26 protein-coding genes are annotated in these 22,741 nt (G+C 59.8%); 12 read left to right on the top strand and 14 right to left on the bottom strand.

What is annotated here, in order from left to right:
* Positions 1-7: 7 nt before the first annotated feature.
* On the bottom strand, positions 8-268 hold the full coding sequence (locus tag IVA93_RS07550) for a hypothetical protein (protein WP_007595982.1): 261 nt from the start codon (positions 266-268) through the stop codon (positions 8-10).
* A 121-nt stretch (positions 269-389) separates the two neighbouring features.
* Here IVA93_RS07550 and IVA93_RS07545 point away from each other — a divergent pair, with 121 nt between their 5' ends.
* Complete coding sequence (locus tag IVA93_RS07545) at positions 390-1,121, top strand: DUF3750 domain-containing protein (protein ID WP_018453922.1); 732 nt, start codon at positions 390-392, stop codon at positions 1,119-1,121.
* Positions 1,122-1,407: 286 nt separating this feature from the next.
* On the opposite strand, the gene IVA93_RS07540 is transcribed toward IVA93_RS07545, so the two are convergent.
* The 7 genes from IVA93_RS07540 to IVA93_RS07510 all read right to left on the bottom strand — a co-directional run bounded on the left by IVA93_RS07540 (position 1,408) and on the right by IVA93_RS07510 (position 6,597).
* Positions 1,408-1,692 carry a DUF2934 domain-containing protein gene (locus IVA93_RS07540; RefSeq protein WP_039798852.1) on the bottom strand — a complete coding sequence of 95 codons (285 nt, stop codon included), beginning with the start codon at positions 1,690-1,692 and terminating at the stop codon, positions 1,408-1,410.
* 268 nt (positions 1,693-1,960) lie between these two features.
* Positions 1,961-2,122, bottom strand: a complete 162-nt coding sequence (locus tag IVA93_RS07535) for a DUF2934 domain-containing protein (RefSeq protein WP_018453920.1) — start codon at positions 2,120-2,122, stop codon at positions 1,961-1,963.
* 336 nt (positions 2,123-2,458) lie between these two features.
* Positions 2,459-3,115 (bottom strand): hypothetical protein, encoded by a 657-nt coding sequence (locus IVA93_RS07530; protein ID WP_026232627.1) that lies wholly within the window; start codon positions 3,113-3,115, stop codon positions 2,459-2,461.
* 14 nt (positions 3,116-3,129) lie between these two features.
* Positions 3,130-3,624 carry a type II 3-dehydroquinate dehydratase gene (locus IVA93_RS07525; protein WP_026232626.1) on the bottom strand — a complete coding sequence of 165 codons (495 nt, stop codon included), beginning with the start codon at positions 3,622-3,624 and terminating at the stop codon, positions 3,130-3,132.
* A 32-nt stretch (positions 3,625-3,656) separates the two neighbouring features.
* Positions 3,657-4,937: a TRAP transporter large permease subunit gene (locus IVA93_RS07520; protein WP_018453917.1), complete on the bottom strand. Its 1,281-nt coding sequence runs from the start codon at positions 4,935-4,937 to the stop codon at positions 3,657-3,659.
* A gap of 58 nt (positions 4,938-4,995) precedes the next feature.
* Positions 4,996-5,505: a TRAP transporter small permease gene (locus IVA93_RS07515; RefSeq protein ID WP_018453916.1), complete on the bottom strand. Its 510-nt coding sequence runs from the start codon at positions 5,503-5,505 to the stop codon at positions 4,996-4,998.
* A 75-nt stretch (positions 5,506-5,580) separates the two neighbouring features.
* Entirely contained in the window at positions 5,581-6,597 is a 1,017-nt protein-coding gene (locus IVA93_RS07510; protein WP_018453915.1) for a TRAP transporter substrate-binding protein, read from the bottom strand.
* Between the two features lie 227 nt (positions 6,598-6,824).
* Between IVA93_RS07510 and IVA93_RS07505 the strand changes: the two genes are divergently transcribed.
* From IVA93_RS07505 to IVA93_RS07490, 4 genes are all read left to right on the top strand, one after another.
* Positions 6,825-7,484, top strand: a complete 660-nt coding sequence (locus IVA93_RS07505) for a GntR family transcriptional regulator (RefSeq protein WP_026232625.1) — start codon at positions 6,825-6,827, stop codon at positions 7,482-7,484.
* A 58-nt stretch (positions 7,485-7,542) separates the two neighbouring features.
* Positions 7,543-8,442 carry an SMP-30/gluconolactonase/LRE family protein gene (locus IVA93_RS07500; RefSeq protein ID WP_026232624.1) on the top strand — a complete coding sequence of 300 codons (900 nt, stop codon included), beginning with the start codon at positions 7,543-7,545 and terminating at the stop codon, positions 8,440-8,442.
* A 968-nt stretch (positions 8,443-9,410) separates the two neighbouring features.
* A complete protein-coding gene (gene ku / locus IVA93_RS07495) occupies positions 9,411-10,340 on the top strand; it encodes a non-homologous end joining protein Ku (RefSeq protein ID WP_018453912.1) in 930 nt (309 codons plus the stop codon).
* Between the two features lie 45 nt (positions 10,341-10,385).
* Entirely contained in the window at positions 10,386-11,114 is a 729-nt protein-coding gene (locus IVA93_RS07490; RefSeq protein ID WP_018453911.1) for a DUF72 domain-containing protein, read from the top strand.
* 104 nt (positions 11,115-11,218) lie between these two features.
* Here the strand turns inward: IVA93_RS07490 and IVA93_RS07485 are convergent, their stop codons facing one another.
* The 5 genes from IVA93_RS07485 to IVA93_RS07465 all read right to left on the bottom strand — a co-directional run bounded on the left by IVA93_RS07485 (position 11,219) and on the right by IVA93_RS07465 (position 14,705).
* On the bottom strand, positions 11,219-11,488 hold the full coding sequence (locus tag IVA93_RS07485) for a hypothetical protein (RefSeq protein WP_018453910.1): 270 nt from the start codon (positions 11,486-11,488) through the stop codon (positions 11,219-11,221).
* A 538-nt stretch (positions 11,489-12,026) separates the two neighbouring features.
* A complete protein-coding gene (locus IVA93_RS07480) occupies positions 12,027-12,926 on the bottom strand; it encodes a DUF5677 domain-containing protein (RefSeq protein WP_247541971.1) in 900 nt (299 codons plus the stop codon).
* Between the two features lie 43 nt (positions 12,927-12,969).
* Positions 12,970-13,452 carry a hypothetical protein gene (locus tag IVA93_RS07475; protein ID WP_247789739.1) on the bottom strand — a complete coding sequence of 161 codons (483 nt, stop codon included), beginning with the start codon at positions 13,450-13,452 and terminating at the stop codon, positions 12,970-12,972.
* A 23-nt stretch (positions 13,453-13,475) separates the two neighbouring features.
* The gene (locus IVA93_RS07470) at positions 13,476-13,868 is read right to left on the bottom strand and encodes a hypothetical protein (protein WP_247541968.1); all 393 of its coding nucleotides are present in this window, start codon (positions 13,866-13,868) and stop codon (positions 13,476-13,478) included.
* A 183-nt stretch (positions 13,869-14,051) separates the two neighbouring features.
* Positions 14,052-14,705, bottom strand: a complete 654-nt coding sequence (locus tag IVA93_RS07465; protein WP_247789738.1) for a hypothetical protein — start codon at positions 14,703-14,705, stop codon at positions 14,052-14,054.
* 291 nt (positions 14,706-14,996) lie between these two features.
* Between IVA93_RS07465 and IVA93_RS07460 the strand changes: the two genes are divergently transcribed.
* On the top strand, positions 14,997-16,037 hold the full coding sequence (locus tag IVA93_RS07460) for an AbiJ-NTD4 domain-containing protein (RefSeq protein ID WP_247541965.1): 1,041 nt from the start codon (positions 14,997-14,999) through the stop codon (positions 16,035-16,037).
* A 2,260-nt stretch (positions 16,038-18,297) separates the two neighbouring features.
* Here the strand turns inward: IVA93_RS07460 and IVA93_RS07455 are convergent.
* Positions 18,298-18,555: a PepSY domain-containing protein gene (locus tag IVA93_RS07455; RefSeq protein ID WP_247294906.1), complete on the bottom strand. Its 258-nt coding sequence runs from the start codon at positions 18,553-18,555 to the stop codon at positions 18,298-18,300.
* Positions 18,556-18,885: 330 nt separating this feature from the next.
* Here IVA93_RS07455 and IVA93_RS07450 point away from each other — a divergent pair, with 330 nt between their 5' ends.
* From IVA93_RS07450 to IVA93_RS07425, 6 genes are all read left to right on the top strand, one after another.
* A complete protein-coding gene (locus tag IVA93_RS07450; RefSeq protein WP_247789727.1) occupies positions 18,886-19,095 on the top strand; it encodes a hypothetical protein in 210 nt (69 codons plus the stop codon).
* A gap of 748 nt (positions 19,096-19,843) precedes the next feature.
* A complete protein-coding gene (locus IVA93_RS07445) occupies positions 19,844-20,212 on the top strand; it encodes a response regulator transcription factor (RefSeq protein WP_018453903.1) in 369 nt (122 codons plus the stop codon).
* A 172-nt stretch (positions 20,213-20,384) separates the two neighbouring features.
* Positions 20,385-20,555, top strand: a complete 171-nt coding sequence (locus IVA93_RS07440) for a hypothetical protein (protein WP_198293343.1) — start codon at positions 20,385-20,387, stop codon at positions 20,553-20,555.
* 9 nt (positions 20,556-20,564) lie between these two features.
* The gene (locus IVA93_RS07435; protein WP_346015432.1) at positions 20,565-20,936 is read left to right on the top strand and encodes a DNA ligase-like domain-containing protein; all 372 of its coding nucleotides are present in this window, start codon (positions 20,565-20,567) and stop codon (positions 20,934-20,936) included.
* A 553-nt stretch (positions 20,937-21,489) separates the two neighbouring features.
* Positions 21,490-22,029, top strand: coding sequence for a pilus assembly protein N-terminal domain-containing protein (locus IVA93_RS07430; RefSeq protein WP_083926341.1), 540 nt, complete (start codon positions 21,490-21,492; stop codon positions 22,027-22,029).
* A gap of 146 nt (positions 22,030-22,175) precedes the next feature.
* Positions 22,176-22,547: a hypothetical protein gene (locus IVA93_RS07425; RefSeq protein WP_157642900.1), complete on the top strand. Its 372-nt coding sequence runs from the start codon at positions 22,176-22,178 to the stop codon at positions 22,545-22,547.
* Positions 22,548-22,741: the final 194 nt, after the last annotated feature.

Below are 22,741 nucleotides of genomic sequence, written 5' to 3'. Positions count from 1 at the left end.
CAGGCGGCTATTGCAGAACCTTCGGCAGCACCACGACCACGTCCACGCTCTGCGCGAGGATGTGCGTGGCGACCACAGCGAGCTGGTGCGAGAACTCGTCCTCGATCTCGGCCGCGCAGTCTTCGTCGCTGGCAATGGCAAACAGCAGATTGCCGTCGATTTCGTCGAACCGGATGCCGGCGAAGAGGCGATCGAAAATCTCGGCGCCCGCGATGTACGCGATTCGCGCTTGGATGGCCTGGTCCTCGACGAGCGACAACTTCCTCATGGAGGCAACATATGGCCGCACCACCCGAATGCAAGAGCAGGAGAGCGCTGGCGCGGCGTGCCTTGCGAACTATATTGGTGGCATCGTCCCGCCTGATCGCCGTTTGCCCTTGAGGAAATCCTTGATTCTGTTCCTGCTGCTGATCTTCCTGCCGATCGGCGTGTCGGCCGGCCGCTATTATTTGCGCGGCGACGGCCGCGGCAATTGGCAGACGGCGGATCGCTCCAGCGCCGGCCTGCTGCCGCCCGCATCGGCCAATCCGGATGCGCTGATCCGAGTGTTCGCCGCGCGCACCGTGCGCTGGCGCAGTATTTTTGCCGTCCACACCTGGATCGTCGTCAAGGAGAAGGGCGCCACAACCTATAGCCGATACGACTACACGGCCTGGGGCGACCCTGTTCGCAGCAACGGCTTTCCGCCCGACGGCCGCTGGTTCGGAGCCCTCCCGGAAACGGTGGTCGCCGTCGATGGCGCGCGGGCCGAAGCGCTGATTCCGAAGATCCGTGCCGTCATCGAGAATTACAAGTTCCGCGCCTATGGCGACTACAGCGCCTGGCCGGGACCGAATTCCAACACCTTCGTGCAGGCGGCGCTGGATGCTGTTCCCGAGCTGCGTGCCGTGCTGCCGCCGACCGCTATCGGCAAGGACTTTCCCTACAGCGGACGCTGGGCCGGCATCACGGCGTCCGGCACCGGGCTCTACGCCTCGCTGTCGGGCTATCTCGGCATGACCATCGGCTGGGTCGAAGGGGTCGAGATCAATTTCCTCGGCGCGGTGCTCGGCCTCGACATCCGCCGCCCCGCGCTGAAGCTTCCAGGCATAGGCCGCCTCGGTGTCGCGGCCGGCGCATAGGCCAATGACGGGGCCGTCCCATCAAAGTCGGCGCCCTCCCAAGCTTCCCGACACATCGTCCTTCCAATGTGTGCTTCAGGTCACAGCAGAATCGAGCGCCGTCGCGTAGATTGATCTTGCATGGCCGCAAACAAGGTAACGGCGGTACGCATGAGGCTGGAGAGGCGACCAACAGCTACGAAACTTTTGAAGCCGCCAGGGTGAAGAGCTCGGCGGCTTTTTCTCTGTCCAGGAACGCGCGGCCGAGCTTGTTCGCTGCCGATGTGGCTACCGGCAGCGCCAGCTACTATCGTTTCTCTGAATCCGAGGACCTCCGCTGATCGCGCTCTTCTTCGATCTGCCGTTCCGCTTCGACCCAGAACTCCACATCGCGATCGGCCGGGCGACCGGCCTGCTCCCAGAGCTCGTACGCGCGCGCTCGTACCTTGCCGCGCCGCATCATGCGAAGGAGCTTTTGCTTCAGCTCCTCGGCGAAACTCCTGAATCGCTGGACGGTGGTTTCGTCTTTAACGAGCGCAGCCGCTCGCGTTGCGAGTTCGATCTGGTGCTCTATCTTTTGCTGCTCATCCACCGCAAACCCCGCCGTAGCCACCGGCCTGCGTCGCAGCCCGTGCTGCTCACAACCTCAATTCCTGCTGGAAGGCTTCTGTTCCGCCTTCAATGCCAGGTCGTGTCAGCTTCGACGATCACCACTCTTGTTTCGGGATCTTCCGTCGTGTTGCAGGTGCAGGGCATGCCCTCACCACAGCGGCAGCCGCCCAATTCCTCGCTCCAGGCGCGGAGCGGATGGTTTACGCAGACCCATCCCAGACCGTGGCAGAATGGGCAGCCCTTGTTGGTCACAGCGTATCCGGCGTCCGCATCGGGTTCGACTTGTCCTCGTTGCGCAACTCCTGCTCGGCCGCGTGCCAGAACTCGTCCTCGCGGCCTTCCGGCTTGCCCGCCTGTTCCCACAAGCGGTGCGCGCGTTCTCTGATGTCGTGATCGGTCGGCTCCGGCATTGCATCTCCTGCGAAGAGACACGGCCCCACCCTGGGGGGTATGGGGGCTTGGAGGCGGGGCCGTGCAGGCCAGCAAATCGGCGGCGACGCTGGCCCGCTGAGTCAAGCCTCGATGGTGCGCAAGAGTTCCTAGCCCGGAGCGGCGAACACGCGAGCTCGAACGAAGCCCGCTCTCGCCGCCTTTTACAGGCCCCGGGATGGAGCGGTGCACTCCTGACGCGGAGCGTTCCTCAGGTATCGGGATGCCACGTCAGCCGGCAATCCAGACGAATCTGACGTCGGGCAGCAGGCGGCGCAAGCTCGAGCAAGTCACCGCGGCGAGCGAGAACGTTGTCATCAGCCGAAATCTGCGATACGGGCCTCGAGCGCAAACATGCTTTGATAAACTTCCGGCTCGCTCGCCCCGGCCATGACGTCGGGGGCAATTTCCGCGGCTTTCCGCAAGGCGCCCTGCAACGACGCGACGTCGAGCGCCTCGATCAGCAAAAGTCCGGCGAAAAAGCCCTCGTTCTTCCGCATGCCCTTCTCGGTCGTCCGCACCGATGTCCGCGCCTCGTCGGTCGCGCCGATCTGCACCGCGGCAACCCCGTCGCACGCAACGAGCGCCTGAGCCAGACCCTGGGGATCCTTCGGCAACGTCTCGATCCGCAGCGCCACGATCGATGCGCCCTCGCCCCGCCCTCCCCGCGCAATCATGACGCCGCCGCCCCGCATGAAATTGCCAAGCTTCGGCATGATGCGCCGGGACCACGGCGTCGGTGCGTTGAGGCGCGCCAGATAAGCCTCGCCGTCGAGGACCTCCGGCGTCCCCAGCTCGTACAGAATGAAGAAGCGGTTGATGTCGTCCCTTGCCGCGCGGAAGACACGCGATGCCAGGAAGCCCTTCGTCGTCACGCGCTCGGTCGTGTGCTCACGCGTCAGCCAGTGCCGGTAGTCGGTCAGGTCGTGAGCCTCGACGTCGCTCCAGATGGCGAGAAATCCCGTGCCGCGCATCCCGCCCTCCATGCCTACGCCTTGCCGCCGGCCGCAAGCCCGTGCAGAGCTGGCGCGATGGTCGCAGGCAATTGCCCTAGCCGTTGGACCGCCGCGAGCATCGCGGCGAGATAACCATAGGGACCCAGGCCGCAAATGACTGCCGTGGAGGCGCTCGACGTGATCGAGTGGCGGTGCAGCTCGTCCCGCGCGTGGATGTTCGAGATATGCACCTCGATCTTTACACCCTCGAAAATCTTCAGCGCATCGATCAGCGCGATCGAGGTGAATGAATAGGCCGCGGGGTTCATGATGATGGCGTCCGCGTTGCCATGGGCGGACTGGATCAGGCTGACGAGTTCGCCCTCCATGTTCGATTGATGGAACGACATCGAAACCCCGAGCTGGTCGGCCAGCGCCTTGCAGCTCGCCTCGATCTCCCCGAGCGTCGTCGAGCCGTAGATGTGGGGCTCGCGGATGCCGAGGAAATTGAGATTGGGTCCGTTGAGGATCATGATCCTTGCGGCCATTTTCGCTTGTCCTTCTTTTGTTGCCGACGCGTCTAGCCGCTGAACCACTTGGCCGGGATCGTCACCAGCCCCGGGAATAGCACCATCGCGAACAGGACGATCAGTTGCGCAATCAAGAAGGGCCAGACGCCCTTGATGATGTCCTCCATGCTGATCCTGGAGACGCCGCAAACCACGTTCAGCACGATACCGACCGGTGGCGTGATGAGGCCGATCGCATTATTGATGATGAAGAGGACACCAAAGTAGACGGGATCGATGCCCGCCGCCTTGACGATCGGCATCAGGATCGGCGTGAGGATGAGGATGGTCGGCGTCATGTCGAGAGCCGTCCCCACGATCACCACCACGACCATGATCGCCAGCATCAGGAGCGTGTTGTTGCCCATGAAAGGCTTGAGCAGGGTGACGATCTGTGCCGAAATCTCGGACACGGTGATGAGCCAGGACGACACCAGCGCGGCTGCCACGAGAAACATGACGATGCTCGTCGTCAAGGCCGAGGAGACGAACACCTCGTAAAGCTGCGACAGCTTCAATTCCCGATAGATGCAGGTCGCAACGAACAGCGAATAGACGGCGACGACCACTGCGGCTTCCGTCGGCGTGAAGATGCCGAAACGCAGGCCGACCACGATGATGACCGGCAGCATCAACGCCCAGAAGCCGTCGACCACCGCTTTCACCATTTCCGAGAGCGATGCTCTTGGCGGGGGCGTCAGGTTCTCCTGGCGGACCACCCACCACCAGGCCAGGCAGAGCCCCGCCCCGAGCAACAGCCCGGGGACGATCCCGGCCAGAAACAGTTTCGAGATCGACACGCCCGCGGCGACACCGAAAATGACGAATCCGATGCTGGGCGGAATCACGGGCGCGATGATGCCGCCGGCCGCGACCAGACCCGCCGCATAGGATTTCTTGTGGCCCGCCGCCACCATCATCGGCACCAGCAGGGCAGCCAGTGCCGCGGCATCGGCTGCCGCGGAGCCCGAGAGCGACGCAAGGATGCAGGACGCGAGGATCGTGACGTAACCAAGGCCGCCGCGAAAATGGCCGACCGCGACGAGCGCAACGTTGACGATTCGCTTGGCCAAACCACCCTTGTTCATGACCTCGCCGGCGAGCATGAAGAAGGGAATGGCCATGAGCGGAAAGCTGTCCGCGCCGTTGATGACGTTCTGCGCCACGATCTGCGCGTCGAACATGTCGATCGTGCTCATCAGGGCCACGCCGCAGACGATAAGCGCAAAGGCGATCGGCATGCCCAGCGCCATGGCGCCCAGCAGCGAGAAGGTGAAGACGGCGACCGTCATGACGCGATCCCGGTGGATTGCTGGACGTAAGCGCCGCCTGACATGGTTCGATGAGACATCAGTGCTCTTCCGATTCCTTGACGGCCACCATGTCGGATTCGCTGGCCTGTCCCGTGAGCACGCGGACGAGGTCGTAGAGAAGGATCACTGCGGCGGACACGCCGAAGACCACGCCCACTGCGTAGAAGATAGCCATCGACAGGCCGGTGGCCGGCGCGCGGTCCTCGATGTTGATGATGGTCTGGCGCCAGCTTCCCGAAAGCAGCAGCCAGTCGGCAAACAGCATCAGGCAATAGTTGATGACGAAGCAGATGCGCTTGCCCGAGGCCGGCAGCATCCGGACGAGAGTGTCGACGCCGAGATGGGCGTGCTCGCGAAGCGCGACGATTGCGCCGAGGAAGGTCAACCAGACCAGCAGCCAGCGCGACAGCTCCTCGGAAATTGCGATACCGGAATTGAAGCCGTAGCGCAGGACAACGTTGCCGAACACCAGCACCACCATCACCGCAAGACATGCGGCGATGATGCCCTTCAACAGGGTGCAATAGAGGTCGAGAATTCGCGCCATGCGTGCCGTCCGGGCAAAGTCGGGTTCAGAGCCGGCCGACTGGCCGGCTCTGCTCTTGCATGCTGACGAGGTCGACTATTTCACGTCCTTGCGGATGCGATCGAGCTCGTCGTTGAACAGCTTGACCGCCTCCGGCTTGAGATTGGCGGCAATCTTGTCGACCACCGGCTGCGCCGTCTTGCGCATGCGATCGAGCTCTTCCGGCGCGACGGTGTTGTACTGCATGCCCTTCGCCTGCAATTCAGAGAGGGCCTTTTCGGTCTGAAGGCGGGTCTGCTCCTTTTGATAGCCTCGGCTTTCCTCATACGCCTCGCGCATCAGGCGCTGCTCGGTCGGCGAGAGCTTGTCCCAAAACGCCTTGCTCACCAGGATAATGTTCAGGGTGAAGGTGTGATTGGTGGCGGAAACGTATTTTTGCACTTCGTAGAACTTGTTGGAGAGAATGACCGTGAAGGGGTTCTCCTCGCCATCGACGGTGCGCGTCTCCAACGCCGAATAGAGTTCGCCGAAGGCCATCGGAACGGGATTGGCCTTGAAGGATCCGAAGGTCTCGAGATAGACCGGGTTCGGAATGACGCGGAGCTTGAGGCCGTTGAAATCCTCGACCTTGGTGATCGGCCGCGTGCTGTTGGTGACGTTGCGGAAGCCGAGGCCCCAATAGCCCAGACCGATCAGCCCCTTCGACGGCAACGTATCGAGCATCGACGTGCCGAACTTGCCGGTCCCGAGAGCATCCGCCTGCTCGATGGTCTTCACGATGAATGGAAAGTCGATGAGGCCGAACTCCGGCACGACGGTTGCGAGCGACGTCGTCGAGGCCGACAGCATTTCCTGCGTGCCGCCGCGCAGCGCGGATTGCTGCTGCAGCTCGTTGCCGAGCTGCGAGGCCGCGAACTCACGAATCTTCATCTTGCCCCCGCTCTTCGCCAGCAGGATCTCCGCAAATTTCTGCACCCCCGCGCTGACGGGGTGATCGGTGTTGTTCAGGTGTCCCCACCTGATCGTGCGCTCCTGAATGTCCTCAGCGGATGCACCGACCGTCAGCGCCACGCAGATCGCCGTCGCAGACAGCGCCCGTACCAACAAGCTCATTTTGACCTCCCTGTTCGATCGGGGCACGACGGCGGCTCGAGCCATTCTTTTCTGCACCCTCAGGTCAATCAAAAAACATAACTACATTTCTCGGTCAAATGATAAATCTCTGTTCATCTGAGATTTTCGAATACATCTGTTGTTATGGATTTGCTATATTGCTGGTAACATTGATGGTTCGGCCGCCCACCACGGGGCGTTGCGCGCATATTGCGGGATCGGAGAGCATGACGTCACTCGAGGGGCGCCCCTTGTCGGCGGGCGACAGCGGTTATCAGCGGATTCGATCTGACATCATTTTCGGCGTGCTGACGCCGTCCGGACGTCTCAAGCTCGACGCCATGAAGGAGGACTACGGCGTCAGCATCTCCACGCTGCGCGAGATCCTCAATCGTCTGACCTCCGAGGGATTCGTGGTCGCGGAGGGCCAGCGCGGCTTCGAGGTGGCGCCGATATCCATCCAGAACCTGCGTGAACTCGCCGGCCTGCGCATCCTGCTGGAGCAGCATGCAATGGCCGAGTCGTTTCGTGCCGGCGACGTCGAGTGGGAGGGCCGCGTGGTGTCCGCGCATCACAAGCTGGCGGCCACCGAACGCACCGTCCTCAAGGAGGGGGACGATCCCGAGCTGCGCAAACGCTACGACGGCGAATTCCACCAGGCTCTCATCTCGAGTTGCGGCTCGCGCGAGCTGATGCAGACCCACGCGATCGTGTTCGACAAATATTTCCGCTATGCGCTGCGCTACCGCGGCGCGGAGACGATCAACCAGCACAAGGCGCTGCTCGAATGCGCCCTCAAGCGCGACATCAAAGGCGCCAAAACCGTGCTTACCGACCACATCAACGGGTGCGTCGCGCACGCCCTCGCCTCCTGGAACGAGGATTGATCGTCCGCGGCCTGACGTCGTTCGGAGAGAGCGCTCGTCGCTGCAATCGGATTTCGGGATGACTCCTGACATGATTCCCGCGCATCGGGTCGAGACCGCGGTCGCCACAGGCGACATCCTCGGCGAAACGCCATTGTGGTGCGACAGCTCCCGCAAGCTGTGGTGGGTCGACATCGACCGGCGGCTGCATCAATCCTTCGATCCGGCGACAGGCGCGCATCAGGTTATTCCGTACGCATGCAACTTCCTCGGCAGTCAGGCCTTGACGGCGGATGGCTCCCACCTGCTCGCGCAGGATCTGAGGCTTTATCGCCGCGCGTCCGATGACGATCCTCCAGGTCAGCTCTGCGAGGTCGAAAGCGGCCCCGACATCCGCTTGAATGACGGGCGCGTCGACGCCCGGGGCCGGCTATGGATCGGCACCATGGACAACCAGCTGTATCGGCCGAACGGAGCGCTATATCGTGTGGACGCGGACGGCCGGACAACGCGCATGTTCGGCGATGTCATCGTGACGAACGGCATCGCGTTCTCGCCCGACAATCGCACGCTCTACTTCACGGACACGAGGCGTTACCGCACCTGGCAGTTCGACTTCGATCTCGATGACGGCGCGATTAGCAACAGACGGCTGTTCGCGGATTACAGCGCCTCCGGCGAGAGGCCCGACGGCGCGTGCATCGACGCTGCGGGCGGACTGTGGACCGCATTCTTCTCCGGCGGCCGGGTGGTGCGCTATCGGCCGGACGGCCGGATCGATACCGTCATTCCGGTGCCGGCGACCAATCCGACCTGCGTATGCTTCGGCGGAGCCGATCTGAAGACCCTGTTCGTGACGACGGCGAGAAAGTTTCTTGATCGCGAGCAACTGGGCCGCGAACCCCAGGCGGGTCATGTTCTGGCCATTGATGGCATTGCACAGGGACTTCCAGAGCATCGCTTCGGCAATTCATCCTGAGCGCCTGCCACGGAGACGTCGCGGCACATGACGCGACCAGGCATTCAAACAGCGGACATGATTTCTCGTTCTCGCGGCGCGTTTCGCCCGAGCTTTGCTTCGTCACTCCGCCCTCATATCCAAGAGGGCGCAGGGAAGGCCGGGTGCCGGCTGGCACCCGCGGTCCGCTGCGCGAAAAGCACACGCAGGAAAACCGCACAGCAGCATACAGGTGTAGCCAATCACTCGGCCTTCCCTGCGCGACGGTTGGACGGCTTATGCCGTGCTCTCCCGGGAGCCGAGTTCTCTTTGGCCTCCCTCGCCTCGCGAATTTGGATGATGCTGTCTGCCCGGTTGGGCTCGCACACACCTCCGCGAAAGCTTGACCGTAGCAACGACGGCCAGGACCACACGGTTTTGCCGTACGCACGGCCCGCCATTTCGCCGCAGTTTTTCCAGCCCTGTCGACGAAGCCGAAAACTTACAGGCGAGACGAAGCCTAGCAGCGCCGCTCGTCCGCACGCGGTTGCGGGCTCACAGGGTCTACCCGCCCTGCCCGCACCATCTCGTACCGACGCTGCCGCGTCCATCGCAAGCCCGGCTCGCAATCAAGACGACAACGAGATCGCCCCTCAAGGATGAGCCGGGATGAGCGACACATACGCCGTTTCCGAATTTCGGTAAAGTGGAATATTTTTGTGGAGAGGGATTGACGGGAGAAGGGTGTGTTGCCCGACGGGCTGGGTTGCCGCTTCCCTAGAGCAAGGGATTGGCCGTTTTCCACAGAGGTCTAATCACCGCGGAGTGCCAGGGATTGCGTCACCGATACACGTTCTTATTTTGTTCGTTGGGTTAAGACTGCCCGCCATCTATTCCGGGCGCTTGACCGGGATCTGGCATCAATTTGCGGTGGACACCTGCGGGCGGTGTCGGAACTGTGTCGCGCCGTTCGTCTTGAGTCCAAGTCCCCTTATGGAGTTTTGCGTACCATGGCCCCCCGCGCGAACTGGAAAGGCTTTTTGCGTCTCTCGTTGGTCACCTGTCCCGTGGCGCTCTACCCAGCTACGTCGGAGAGCGAGAAGATCTCCTTCAACCAGCTCAACCGTCAGACCGGTCATCGGATCAAGTACCTGAAAGTCGACGCCGACACCGGCGACGAGGTGCCCAACGAGGACATCGTTAAGGGCTACCAGCTCGAGAAGGACCAGTTCATCGAGGTGACCAAGGAGGAGCTTGAGGAGATCGCGCTGGAATCCACGCGGACCATCGAGATCGATGAGTTCGTAGACAAGGCCGAGATCGATCCGCGCTACCTAATTCGCCCCTACTACATCCGTCCGGACGGAAAAGTCGGCCACGACGCCTTCGCGGTCATCCGCGAGACCATCCGCGAGATGAACAAGGTTGCGATCGGGCGCGTGGTGCTCACCAACCGAGAGCACATCATTGCGCTCGAGCCGATGGACAAGGGTCTGGTCGGCACCTTGCTGCGGTATCCCTACGAGGTTCGTAGCGAGCAGGAATACTTCGACGAGATCCAGGACGTCAAAGTGACGAAGGACATGCTCGATCTGGCCAGGCACATCGTGAACCAGAAGGCGGGATCATTCGAGCCGGAGAAGTTCGAGGACCATTATGAAAGCGCGCTGATCGAGCTCATCAACCAGAAGCGCACCGGCAAGCCGATCGTGCCGAAGGATCGGCCGAAAGGCGAGAACGTCGTCGATCTGATGGACGCGCTACGCAAGAGCGTCGGCGGGGCAGCAGCAAAGACCGAGGCTCCGAAAAAGCCTGCCAAGAAGACGAAGAAGGCTGCCGCGGCTCAGAAGGAGATGCTGATGCCGATCGCCGGTAAGAAGCTGGCTAAGGAAGCGGCGGCGAAGAAGCCGACAGCAGGGACGCGGCGGAAGTCGGCGTGAGATTGTGAAACATCCGGTGATACCCGATGGCAGTTTCGGACTGACATGGAAGAGGCCGCGCATGTCAAGGCTGAGCTGCGGCTCGGCACAGCGGGATGGAATGTTCCGCGAGTCTGCAAGGAAAGAGTTGGCGGGGTAGGTAGCCAGCTTGAACGCTACGCGCGGGTGTTGAACGCCACCGAGATCAACTCATCATTTCATAAGCCGCACCGGCGTTCGACCTATGAGAAATGGGCGAACGCGACGCCAGATGATTTCCGCTTTTCGGTAAAGGTGCCGAAGTCTGTTACTCACTCGTCACAGCTTGCGCAGGGTGAACTCGATCGGTTCATCGAAGAGAGCGCCGGACTTGGTGCGAAGCTCGGGGTTTTGCTCGTTCAGTTTGCGCCTCGCAAAATGTTCGTTGAGTCCGATGCGGAGTTCCTGTTCCGCGCGCTGCAGGAAAAGACCTCAGCCGCTCTCGCGTGCGAGCCGCGTCACGTCAGCTGGTTTACGCCCGAGGTCGGCGCCTGGCTCGGGGAACGTCGGATTGCCCGTGTCGCCGCGGATCCGGCGCGGGGGACCGATGCCGACCTGCCGGGCGGGTGGCCTAGTCTGCGCTATTTTCGATTGCATGGAGCGCCGCGCATTTACTACTCCGCGTACGACGGGGCGTTCCTGCGATCGCTGAAGCTGCGGCTCGGTGCTGCGTCGTCATCTAGTGAGACCTGGTGCATCTTCGACAACACCGCAGCCGGCGCAGCGATCGAGAACGCACTAGACTTGCTCGCTTGAAGGGCCTTTTGGCAATAGTCCGCTGATATCCGTTACGTCGTCCAAGTTTGCCAAAGGCGTTTGAGGCTCGCACGCCATTCGAGCGGCGCGACAGCGCAGGGGACCTAATCGGGACGTGGCGGGCACTCCGGGCACGTATCGCCGATCGAATGCAAAACCTCGCGCACTTGCCCGACGGCCTGATCCGGAGATAAGCCCTCGGGTGGCTCCTGCCTGGCTATATCCAATGCGTGCTCGCGTGCATGCGGGTCGGCCCGGTCCTTCGCCCAGCCGTGCTCCTCGCATTCGTGGATGGCGCCCGCCTCCTGCAGCACGCTGAGCGCCCAGCCGCGCAGCGTTCGGATCGCCGGCCGTCTTTCCTTCGTCATCAGCATCGAGCTTGCTCCTGCCCGGACGAATCCTTTGGCCCGTCTTCTCGTTCCGAGCGGTTAGCACGCAGCAGGGATTCGCAATCGGCAGAGCTGAGGTTTGTCCCCGTGTTCCGCGGCTCTGGCACAATCGCGTCGGCTGCAGCACGGCTCAGCCGTAGGGTTCTGCCCGCTGAGAAGCGGCCACGCTTCGACTCCGGGCGCTAAACCGCTAAATGTACCCCGCCGTCTTCCCCTCCGCAGCGCGTAGCTTCATGCTCGCCAGCTTGCGAATTGGTGGGACTAATGTGGTACCAAGAGAGTCCGAGGATCGCAGGTTAGCAGGAAGTGCCTGATTTTTTGGTAGCGGGAGAGCGCTACCTACGTTACCCCCGACCGTTTTCGGCCGAGTTTTTGGTCTCTGTGGCCTAACGGTTGTTGGTAGCTGGTATGCCCTTCCTTCTCCCCTTGTGGGAGAGTTGCGAGCCTTAATAACACAACAATCAATGCGTCGGCGTATTGGTGTCAAGCGGGTGTAAAAAACAGATTCTTTTGCAAAAGCGCGTTAGATCGCGGGCCAAGTCTTGCCCGACAGGTAGCTCTCGTGCGCTTGGTCCACCGACTCGATGCGTGCGCCGAGGTCGCCCAATTGTTGGCGCAACTGATCGAACGCGGCCTCACCTCCAATAAAGATCAGAAACTCTGCCACTGCGGAAAGCGCGAGATGTCCGAGCGCGAAGAGCGGCTGCGGGCGCGGCCGACCCCACTCGAAATTCGGAGTAAACGCACCGGCTTCATCCGATTCCAAATGGAATTGATACAGGTCGTGCCAAGAGCCGTGCACGTTGTGGGACATGCCTCCGAAGACGGCCAGATACGGCTGCTGCAGCCCGACAGCCGCCGCCTTCTGACGCAGGTCTTTGCCGCCCCAAGGTGCTCGGTCCTTAAGATCAACGCTGTCGAGCATGACACCGGCCATCCGCGCGGCCCGATCAATAGAATTGAGCATGCGCTGCTCGATGTGAAGGACTTCTCCGCCGCGCTCTCGGATGTTGGCTTGGATTGTGTCGTGCAGCCTGCGCTCGTGCTTCAGCGAATGACGGACGAAGGAGCTAACCAGTTCTGGGGAGAAGTCCGCGATCAGATAGCGGACATTGACGATGGTCTCGAACGCCAGTCGGCTCAGGATCGTGCTGGTCTCCATCCTTTTCTGTACGGTCTGGTCGAGGAACGCAGAGAGCAACTTGGAAAGCCGCACCATGTTGCCGCCGACCGCAGCCTGATCGCGTGTCCATGCCGGTGCCGGTCCGAGAACACATGCCGCCACGCTGACGTAGGATGTCACCTCTCGCAACAGCTCCGAGGCGAGGACCATGAAGTCCCATTCGCGTGTGAAGGCGGCAATTGCGACCGGGTCTACGGTCGCCCGCTCGACAGCGGGGAATGGTCCTTTTGCTTCGGTCATAATGTCGGGGCCAAGGCTCAGCGCGTCATTCGATGATGCTGCGTTAAGATCGCAGCTCGGACACGCCACGCGAGATTCCGCAGGCCTCCAGCACGTTCCAAGCCGCGTCATTTTCGTCCGGCAGCGCGACGGCCGCGCGGGTCAATTCGCGGACGGCCTCGACAGGCGGCAACCATGAGTGCCACAGACGATCTCTGATCGCATCGAATTTGGTCTGCTCTTCCTTATTCAGCGGACTAGCTTGCGGGTATTCATAGTGCCGCTTGTTCAGTGCCTGATAGCTTTCGATCTCGGCATCGGAAAGCACGCCGAAATAGCGATCATCGGCGATGCGTCCGCCCTTATCGATCAGGTATCGGTGCGGAAGGATGTTGAAGAGGCGACCGTCTTCGACGATACAAACCACGAAGCGATGTTCGCCAGCGGTCACGTAGGGCAGCGACGCAAAATCAGCGTTCAGCGCGCGAAAGCTCATCCAGTCTTGCCAAGCGATGCGATGCCACGCGCCGTCGCGCCAGTGCAGCACCTGTTGTCCCTCATCAAGCGAAATCATTGGCCTTGTCCTAACTCCGGACGGTACGCTTCTAGCAGCTCCTCGAACGTCATGTCGTTCGGTTCTAGAGATCGTCCGATCAGCGCCTTCGTTAACGCACGGCACATGGGGTAACTGTTTGAACCAAGCGCCCTGAATTCTTCTACCTCTGAGAATTCCCGAAGCACCGCGCTCAGATCAAAGCCCTGCGTCGCCAGATCGATGGCGGTCTCAAGCATCAGGTGGACGCGCTGGCTGTCGTTCATTTCCTGCCACTGTAGGTACGACGCGCCGATAGGGTCGCCCCAAGCGCCACCTCTGGTGTCCGGCCGATGTTCTCCCTTCGCTGCGACACGCACTTCATGCGTCGAACTATTGGTCCAAACGACAGCGTCCTTGGCTTTTGTCATACCCCGATGGCCTTCGCTTGCAAGATGAGGTGAGTGACTCGGACTGGGCGGAATTCCTCGCGAATCACGGAGTGCAACGATGGCACAATGCTGGGTAGCAATGCGAGGATTGAGCCCATTGTCCCAGCAATTCACAGGCCTCGACCCCGAAGATGCGGGCACGCCAATCAGCTCCGCCGCCCGCTACTCCGGCAGATATGGTTCTTCTTGCATTACGGCACGGCAAACAGCGCGATACCACGCCAGACCGTTTGTGTCCTTGCGTACGGGTGCGGTGAAGGCTTTTGATATATCGTCATCGTCGTGCATAAACGATCCTGACAGGCCTCGCTTGCAATCGTACAGCTCTTTCGTCCTAAGCCCGTTGGCGATCAAGTTATGGCTTTCCACGTAAAGATCATTCTCCGACCGGCCCCATTGCTTGCAATGTAAGTAAGCCGGGTTTGCCAACCTGACGTAAGGATACTTCCACGAGACCATTTTGAAGGCGTAGGTCATGCCACCAGCTTTGGTCTGACTACTCTTCACCTCGATTTGTTCAATCGGTAGATCAGGCGGCCCAAGTTGAAGAAGGTCCGCCGGAGCAGGATATTTCCCATCGCGCTGGCCGCAATAATTCTTCAATACCCCGAGTGACTTTAGTTGCTGCTTCATCACGTCGGGATTGTCGATGCGCGTTGAAATGACCGTAAATCTTCCCGACGAAAGGAACTGCACAGTTTTCAAATCAAACGTGAGGCTGTCGTTTTCTGCTGGAATTTCCAGGAAGCGCTTCGGCTGATCCTCAGCCTGCGTCGGGCAAGAAGCAACGAGCAATATGGTCCAGATCAGCGACAACCGATAAGCAGGTCTTTGACACTGAGAGCATTGCATCGAGGCACCCTGCTATAGCGGAATCAATCTTAACTCACGCCAAAATTGCTGCAAGTGCCGGTTGGTTGTCCTCCTCAACGCCCCAAGCCTAAGCCCTTCTCGCATGACCAACCGGCGTTGCCGGTCTCGCTCACTTGCGCGCACGCGCGCCGTAGCCCTGTGAATAACCGGGACTAGCCTCCCAATCCTCGCGTTGCTACCCTGCATTGTGCCACCGTAGAAGCTGAGATTCGCAAGCAGGTTACGGAAAATACGATGTTAACCGATATCTTCGCCCACCGTTACACACAGCCCCTTATGTGGGAGACGTTTTACGAGGAGCAGCGCCGCCTTCTCGTGCAAGGCTTCCAACTCTTGAACGACGTTTGCCCGTACCATGTGAACGGGACCGAGAATGCGCAAGGCAAGATTTTTTGGACGCAAATACACGACTTGCTGGCAAGAGAGCTTGGCCTGAAGGAATTGTCTCCTCAGCAATGGGGCTACTACGATGCCAAAAATCAGTGGTGGAGCGGCCGATATACCACGGTGCAGGTGTGCGAAAAGTGGATGCAGGAATCGTTTGACGGCAAAATATCGGCTGACCGCTTTATCAAGGAGCGCCTCAGCCTCCTCGAAATCGGCTTCCGTCAGCACGAGTATTTCGTGGCGGGCCTGAACACTAAGCTTGCGGAAAATATCGCAGTAGCTGAGAAATTTGATCAAAGGGTCAACCCACGCACCGGCTTGCGGATACCCGGCAACAGCGCCGATGCGGTACGAGCGGCAAACGTCAGTTTGAACGCTAAGTTTCAGATGGCAGTGACCGAGCTAAATGCCCGCTTCCGCCAAGCGAACTGCCAGCTGCACTACCACAACGGCTTTATTCAGATCTCTGAGGACCAAACAGTCGCGCAGGAGATTGAGACGCCTTTCTGGAAACTGGTGGCGGAGCCGAAGTGGCATAACGTCGATCACGACATGAAAGAGGCTATTGATCTGCGTGATACGGGCGGGCGGGATCCGGCGCGCTATGCTGCCCACTCACTGGAAAGCACCATCAAGATCATCTCGGACGAAAAACAGCTGACCAAAGGCAACGAGAAAGGCGCTCACAACTACATCGATAACCTGATGGGCGCGAAACTCCTTGAGGTTTGGGAGATGGAGGCGCTGAAGCACTTCTTTTCGAAGGTCCGCAATCCGATTGGACACGGACCCGGCGCGGCACCCATGCCAAGCCTCACGAATCACCAGACCAACTGGGCTATCGAGAACTCGATGATCTGGATCAAAAGTCTTGTTCGCAGGATGTAACGGACACGGGCTAGTTAGTCACACCGCTGAGCCCTTGTGCCGTGGCACATGCGGCATCGTCCGGCGGGCGATCAGAGGTCGCGAATACATGCGTCCCGGATCGCCCCTCTCGTCGCGTTCTGCGCCAGTACATCCGTGGTCGCAGTTCACGTCGGCCAATAGCCGCCCGCTATCGAGGCCCGAACGCAAACCTCTCAACGTCTTCGAGCTTGTCTTCGTACGCCCGCTTGTTGCAGCCCCGGATACTGACATTGGTGGCATCCACCACCATATAGCCGGAACCGTAGTATTCCCGCAGCCAGGATCGCGCGGCGTCTTGCAGAGACGCATACCCCGCTTGGCGAGTTGACGACGAACGCGATCTTCACGGATTTTGATTGAAGCCATGACAATGTGGGTTCCTTCTCGAAGGAAGATTCCACTGTTGTGGCGATCCCGCTAGCTCGCTTGTGGGTTGGCGAGGGGCGAGGGCAACCTTGGCTGCGCGCACCATCGAGCTAGATCGCTCTCGATCGGTCGTCAAGGCTCGTTGCCAGAAACCTGGGCACCCGCAGGGCTCGGCTGTTCAATCAAGCCAGCAGCCAGCGCGCGGCCGACACCCCCAGTGGCGCAATAGCGGTCAGATCTTCTGGCGCGAACTCTTCTGCGCAGTGATCGCAGCGGGGGATTTCGAGCATCCGCGTATTTGCTCATGCAGGTGTGACGGAATTCGGTAGGCTCTTCAAAGCGAGGGACCGCAAGAGCACGACGGTTTAGGTAAGCCCACGTATCAGGACGAACTAAGCCGCCATCCATCCGGTCATTGAACCTGCTCGTGCGCCACTCGCCCGACCTCGCGTCGTTATCCGTAGCGTGAGCGCGGTCGAGGTTAGCAGAAAAGAAAAAAGAGGGCCGAAGCCCTCTTTTACGTCAGTACCGACGATAGCCCCGATGGTATCCGTAGCCGCGACGTACATAGGGTCGGCGGACCACGTAGGCCCCTCGCCGATACACGGGCCTTGTGCGAACGCAGCCGCGCGAACCGCAAACCACTGCAACATTCTCGATGTTGGAGGACTGGAGCTGTCCCAAGGGGGCGAGCGGCATTGCTGAAGCGGCTCCGGGCGAAAGCACTGCGCCACCTAAGGCGGCCAATGCGAAAAGTGCGTATCTGAATTTCATCTGGTTTCTCCCGTTGACTGTAGTCTCCGCAGGCAGCGTAGAGGTTCCTCTCTGAACAAGGGATGACCGCGACGACCGGGGAGTGCGAGCATGATCTGAACACGGAGAGTTCCCAATCAACCCGTAGCAGCAGTAGGAGGCAGCTCACACTCTCGAAGACGCTTGGTCGCACAGATTGGCATGTCGGATGTCCGGGTGCATGCTCTTGCAGCCAATTCGTTTTCGGCTTCCGTTCTCATCGCACTGGGGGCGGCTGGCCTGTTTCCGAACTAGCCGGCCGGTTGATCGCAGGGACCGGGTTTCATTTTTGGAACAAACGGCCGGTCTGCATGTTTCCGAGCATTGTTGCTCGGGAAGCTGCAAAGATGCTTACGATGATGGCAACGCTCGCCGCGCCTGTCGTGGTGCTGACGATATTGATAATCCTCGCCTGTGAGATCAGGGACGTCTGGCGTAGAAACCGCATCGAGTAGTAAGACCGCCTCAGTGGGCCGGGACCGCTACAACCCGTTGCCCGGGAAGGACCATATCAGGGGATTGGCCATGGGCATCGAGCGCATGCACTCGGCAAATACCGGCGGGCTCGCGCGGAGGAGTTTCGCGCCAAGGCAGACAACTGCGAGTATCCCGAAACGCGAGATGCGCTTCGCAGTGTTGCCAAGAACTACGACGACCTCGCGCGAAGCGCTGAGCAAATCGGACGCACAGCTGAAGCTCGCCTAGTGGCTGAGGAATATGCGAACGATCAACGCGGGCTACAGCAGAAACTCCGCCACAAGCTGAATTAAGGCCGCCTCAGTTGGCCGCCTCTGTCCACACCCACGACCAGCAGTAGCTCGGCGCCGTTCCGAACTGATTTCCGCCGCCCTAATTTCGCGATGCCTATGCGCAAAGGCCCGCGCAAGCGGACTTACGCTGCGAACGGTCTGGCCAGTGGCCAGACGAAGTCAGGCTCTGCGATCTTGAGCCGCGCTTCGTCTGCAAGGCATGCGGGCAGCGCGGCGCCGACGTCAGGCCCGGAAGCGAGCCCACCGTAGCCGCTGGCGTGCTGCCCGCACGAAGAGAGTAAGGCCCCGTGAGTTGGCGGCCTGTCACGGCGTCAATCGTCCTGCTTCTCTGAGGTGATCTGACCAGTCCTTGGATCGGCATGGAAATCCATCTTCTTGCCGTCCTTGATGCCTTCACCCTCCCATCGGCCATCATCGGCTTCCAGCTTCGTGACCTGCGAATAGCCAGATTGCTTAACTTTCGCCATGACCTGGTCCATCGGCATCCAATCTGGCCCAGGCTGATCAGCATAGGCGAATGGCGGAGCCAACAAGATCGAGGCCAAGGCGGCTGCGGCGAGTTTGCGCATAGTGATCTCCTATCTGGATCACCTCCAACGAGGCGAGCGGATATTCGTTGCCTCACGGTTTGCTGCAAAAAGTGGCCGTGCCCAGTTCGGCTTCTGCTGCGCGGAACCAATCCGCTGTGTGCCTTTGCACAAAATACGGAACGGATACCGCTCTCGCGAGTCATTCCGCATTCGGGCCTGGGAGATAGCGGCGTGCCGTCAGCGGAATACTATTTGCGACAAGCTGAGGTCGCATCAAGGATGGCCCTCACAGAGGGCCTTCATCGAAGCGAATGCTAGCCGACCCTTTGCGGTCCAACTGGCGCTTCCACTACGTGGAGTTGCTTGAGCATGGCGTGCCTGACCCCCGCCGAGAAGATCGAGCAGAGCTATGAGGACGCCATGATCGCGTTGGCCGACTATCTCACGCGCGACTGCGATGCCGGGACCACCGTCGACCGGCTGCGCATCCTCGATCGCGACAGCCTCCGAGATGCCATGACCGAGGTTTTGGTCAATGAACGGGTGCATGCAAGGCCGAGAGCGGATGTGCCGGAATAGGCGGAGCGGCCACGCGGCTTACCGGCTGAAGCGGAACAAATAGCACACCTATGGTTCCGGTGGATCTGACCTACGCTGGTGCGAGAGCCGATGTGCCTCCTCGTTCTGGACCTGTTCAAGCAAATCGAGGGTGGCGGCAAGGCCAGCGTAGGTTCGGGACACGTTTAAAAGCAGGTTGGCGACCCGCTTTGTCGTACCTTCAATGTTGGCGAGTGCTCGACATTCAGCCGCGAGTTTGCGGCACTCTTCAGAGCTTTGCCGTGCTGCCCTGATCATCCGCACCCGCCCACATGTCCCAAGCGCATGCTTACCGATTTGGATTTCTCAGTGCACGTCAAATCCGACTAAAGAACTACATACGAAGGTTTAGACACTGCGATTGCAGCCGACCGAACAAGGGCGCGGGTGTCCGCATGGGCGAAGAGCTGAAATCCCAAGTGAATGAGCACCGCAAGCGACTGCTGCCGGTCAAAAGCGTCGGTCTTAGCGCTCAACTGCAAACTTCCGGTCTACCGCTCTGAGCCGACATGTAGCGGCACCGCCCCAACGGTAGCGATGGGCCATCTCCGGAAGTGCACATGCGTAAGCCACTCTCCTGCGTTCGCGTCTAGTCCTATTCTAGTGCTTCTAAAGCCGACGATCCGTTCGTCGTGTGTTTTCAGGGCGGACTAGATTCCGTTGATCCAGATCAAGGGTTTTCCGAAACCCAGGAGCCCAATATGCTCTCCCTCGGGGCTGGGACACGGATATGATGGCGCAGCCGACAGTCGTGATCGTGGTTGATGACGATCCGGGCCTACTGAAGAGCGTGGCGCGGCTGTTAGCGCACCACGGCATCGAGAGCCGTACCTTCCCCTCGGCCGAGGCGTTGCTTGAGAGCGACAGCGTACAGACGGCAACCTGCTTGCTGCTTGACATTCACCTCGGGGGAATTTCGGGACTCAAGCTGCAGCGCCGACTTGCGGCATCGGGATCGAAGTGGCCGGTCATCTTCATGACCGCGAACGACGATGAGGTCACGCGCAAAGAGGCGATGGACGCCGGGTGCATCGCCTATTTGCGCAAGCCGTTCGCACAGGATGACTTGCTGAATGCCTTATCGAAAGCTCAGGCTTAGCGGGCGCAGCCAGAACAAGAACGTTCGGGGGCGCGTCGGTTTGGGGTCCAAAAGGCCGGTCCAACCTTGCGCTCTCCCGGGTCCGGTCTAACCCTGACACCCGACTTATCCACGGGCGGCGAGATGATATGATTATCTGCGGCTAAACGTCCGATGCGCAACGGAGTGTTCGATGGCGAAGGAGATCAAACAACTGCGGAAGCAAGCTGAAAAGGCCGCGCGCGCTGCAAAGGCAGTCGCAGATGCTGAGGGATCTCAGGAACTACAAGCCTTAGCACGCGCCTTCAAAAGCCAAGCCGACGTTCTGAAGTCAAAAAGGCGAGCAGGCAAGAAGAGACGGTGAACTTGATCCTTGAAGAACAGCCGTAGAATACTTGGCGATTGGTTGCACAAGCAGGCTTCATTTATCCTGTTCTCGCCGAAGGAGGTGATGACCTTCGCATGCTGCCCTTGTCGCTGCGGAAAGAGCAACTTGGCACGTCTGCTGGCGCGGCGTCCTGAAGGTGTCTTCATCAATCCTTTTGAACGCGGCGAGCTTGGGCCTGATCTGTTTCGAGCGGCCTGCAAATTGGGGCTGGAAGGGTTGGTGTCAAAGCGTCGAGACCGGCAGTATCAGGCCGGACGGAGCAAGTATTGGATCAAGGTGAAAAACCGACGGCACCCGGCGCTGAAGCGGCAGTTGTCGGGAGTTGTAGAGCAACTCAGTAGAGATCGTACCGCCTAGAGCAAGAGCCGATGCGCTCACAAGGCGAGGTCCGGAGTACCTAGTAGCCCGTAGGCACGTGAGCCATTCCTCGACGAGGCGCGACGAGCTCCATTAACTTAAGTCCTTCTATTGGATTTAATTCAATTGATTTGTGCGTAGTATGTGATTTAATACACGTCGATCTAAATTATTTAATAAAAGCGCCTTTCCATAGATCCTCAAATTCTCGCCGCGTTCCCCTACCGCTTGCGCCCAACAAGGATTGCTTACAGGGAGCAGTTTCTCATGACGCATGTTTCAGAGTCTCAGGGAAGAATGGCGCAATGCGCTGCCTTAATCATTGTATCGACTTTCCTGACTTCAGGGCTGGTCGCAGCTCAGCCTCGCAATGGTGCTAATGCGGAATTCGTTCCCGCGCGCAAATACGAAACTCGCGCCCAATGTGAAGCCGATCCCGACAAAAGCCGAAGCTGCTGCGATTTTACTGAGAGGCTTCGATATGCTTCCAGGCGCCATGATGGCAAGCTGATTTCCGAACTCGGAGCGGAGATGCCGACACGACTAATCTGTCATGACCCAGACTTCGAACGATAACGAAGGGCTTCGGTCTTCTGTTTCAGGAGGATTTCTTATGCTGCGTTCAGAGCTGTGGCGATGCTTTGCAGTTGCCGCGTTGATGCTGCTCGCCGACGGCGCGTTGGCTCAATCCCCACGGGAAGTCTTCGACAACGCAAAGACGATCAGACTTCAGCCCGGTCAGGCGCGAATTTTCCAGTTTGATGAAGCCGTGACGCAGATCGGCACCCCGGACGAGAATATCGTGGAAATCAGCCCTGTGTCAGATCGAACCTTCACCTTCAAAGGGAGGGGCACAGGCACAACGGTGGTGACTGCCCGAACCGCCGACGGTCGTGTGATCAGTCGCTTGCAGCTCGTCGTCGGAGGGCACCTTGTAAAGATCTATGGCTTGGCGGAGGAACCGGATTTTGTCGGCTTTGATTGCGACGAGTACGGTTGTGGTCGCGGCGAGAGCAGTCAGCCTAAACCCAGCTCGATAACGGTACGTAAACCTCTGCGCGGGGGTGGCTTCATCGAAAAAAATTATCAGTAAAGTCGCGTAACCTAAGGTTCGCGTTGTGGTCCCAGCAGCACGCGCTCGGGGGCTAAACTCGCCATCCATCAGTGAATGGTTGGCTTCACCGGGTTTTGCCGATTGTCGCCATCGTCATTTACACACTCGTTCCGAAACAGAGGGGCGTGGTTGGAACGGACGCCAATGTTGAGTTCGCAGCCGCCTCCGATCTTGCGCCGACCGGCGAGCTTGCGGACACCTTCTCTTTTTTTTCCAACGCAACGCAGCTTCAGCGCGACGAGAAAGAGCGGGAGATCATCGGCAAAATCGTGCAATGGAGGTTGCCGGTCTATAATGTTTCTGAGCGTGATGGTTTCTATGTGATCCAAACCAAATCTCGCCCCGGACTCGTCGCCGCCTTCTGCTACGTCAGAGCCGTTGAAGCGATCAAGAGTTACGTCTTATCGCTCAGGGAAAATGATCTAGTCACATGCAAGGGCACAATTGCTGGGAGTTCCATGCGCACCATCCAACTGCGGCCGGCGGTGTTGCAATAGTTTCACGGCTTGCACTGGTTGCGGGACACGCGCAGGCCGTTTAGGTACGTGGCCCCGACGTTTTGCACGTCGGGGCCTTCAAGATCATCAGGCGCAGGCACCTCCGCCGCGCCAGTCCGATCAAGATGTCGCAGATTATGGCATCTGCGCTAGGCCACCGGTAGTGTCATCGCGTCAACAACTTGAACCGTCGC

Origin of the sequence: Bradyrhizobium sp. 155 (assembly GCF_023101105.1) — a bacterium.
Taxonomy (GTDB): Bacteria; Pseudomonadota; Alphaproteobacteria; order Rhizobiales; family Xanthobacteraceae; genus Bradyrhizobium; species Bradyrhizobium canariense_D.
This window is presented reverse-complemented; position numbering and strand designations above follow the sequence as displayed.

What these genes read in the sequence shown, in the direction of transcription:
- IVA93_RS07430 (WP_083926341.1), top strand. Translation starts at nt 21,490, where the DNA reads ATGACCCAGACTTCGAACGATAACGAAGGGCTTCGGTCTTCTGTTTCA.
- IVA93_RS07525 (WP_026232626.1), bottom strand. Translation starts at nt 3,624, where the DNA reads ATGGCCGCAAGGATCATGATCCTCAACGGACCCAATCTCAATTTCCTC.
- IVA93_RS07460 (WP_247541965.1), top strand. Translation starts at nt 14,997, where the DNA reads ATGTTAACCGATATCTTCGCCCACCGTTACACACAGCCCCTTATGTGG.
- ku (WP_018453912.1), top strand. Translation starts at nt 9,411, where the DNA reads ATGGCCCCCCGCGCGAACTGGAAAGGCTTTTTGCGTCTCTCGTTGGTC.
- IVA93_RS07515 (WP_018453916.1), bottom strand. Translation starts at nt 5,505, where the DNA reads ATGGCGCGAATTCTCGACCTCTATTGCACCCTGTTGAAGGGCATCATC.
- IVA93_RS07470 (WP_247541968.1), bottom strand. Translation starts at nt 13,868, where the DNA reads ATGACAAAAGCCAAGGACGCTGTCGTTTGGACCAATAGTTCGACGCAT.
- IVA93_RS07450 (WP_247789727.1), top strand. Translation starts at nt 18,886, where the DNA reads ATGGCGTGCCTGACCCCCGCCGAGAAGATCGAGCAGAGCTATGAGGAC.
- IVA93_RS07480 (WP_247541971.1), bottom strand. Translation starts at nt 12,926, where the DNA reads ATGACCGAAGCAAAAGGACCATTCCCCGCTGTCGAGCGGGCGACCGTA.
- IVA93_RS07520 (WP_018453917.1), bottom strand. Translation starts at nt 4,937, where the DNA reads ATGACGGTCGCCGTCTTCACCTTCTCGCTGCTGGGCGCCATGGCGCTG.
- IVA93_RS07505 (WP_026232625.1), top strand. Translation starts at nt 6,825, where the DNA reads ATGACGTCACTCGAGGGGCGCCCCTTGTCGGCGGGCGACAGCGGTTAT.
- IVA93_RS07485 (WP_018453910.1), bottom strand. Translation starts at nt 11,488, where the DNA reads ATGCTGATGACGAAGGAAAGACGGCCGGCGATCCGAACGCTGCGCGGC.
- IVA93_RS07535 (WP_018453920.1), bottom strand. Translation starts at nt 2,122, where the DNA reads ATGCCGGAGCCGACCGATCACGACATCAGAGAACGCGCGCACCGCTTG.
- IVA93_RS07500 (WP_026232624.1), top strand. Translation starts at nt 7,543, where the DNA reads ATGACTCCTGACATGATTCCCGCGCATCGGGTCGAGACCGCGGTCGCC.
- IVA93_RS07445 (WP_018453903.1), top strand. Translation starts at nt 19,844, where the DNA reads ATGATGGCGCAGCCGACAGTCGTGATCGTGGTTGATGACGATCCGGGC.
- IVA93_RS07490 (WP_018453911.1), top strand. Translation starts at nt 10,386, where the DNA reads ATGGAAGAGGCCGCGCATGTCAAGGCTGAGCTGCGGCTCGGCACAGCG.
- IVA93_RS07550 (WP_007595982.1), bottom strand. Translation starts at nt 268, where the DNA reads ATGAGGAAGTTGTCGCTCGTCGAGGACCAGGCCATCCAAGCGCGAATC.
- IVA93_RS07530 (WP_026232627.1), bottom strand. Translation starts at nt 3,115, where the DNA reads ATGCGCGGCACGGGATTTCTCGCCATCTGGAGCGACGTCGAGGCTCAC.
- IVA93_RS07455 (WP_247294906.1), bottom strand. Translation starts at nt 18,555, where the DNA reads ATGCGCAAACTCGCCGCAGCCGCCTTGGCCTCGATCTTGTTGGCTCCG.
- IVA93_RS07440 (WP_198293343.1), top strand. Translation starts at nt 20,385, where the DNA reads ATGGCGAAGGAGATCAAACAACTGCGGAAGCAAGCTGAAAAGGCCGCG.
- IVA93_RS07510 (WP_018453915.1), bottom strand. Translation starts at nt 6,597, where the DNA reads ATGAGCTTGTTGGTACGGGCGCTGTCTGCGACGGCGATCTGCGTGGCG.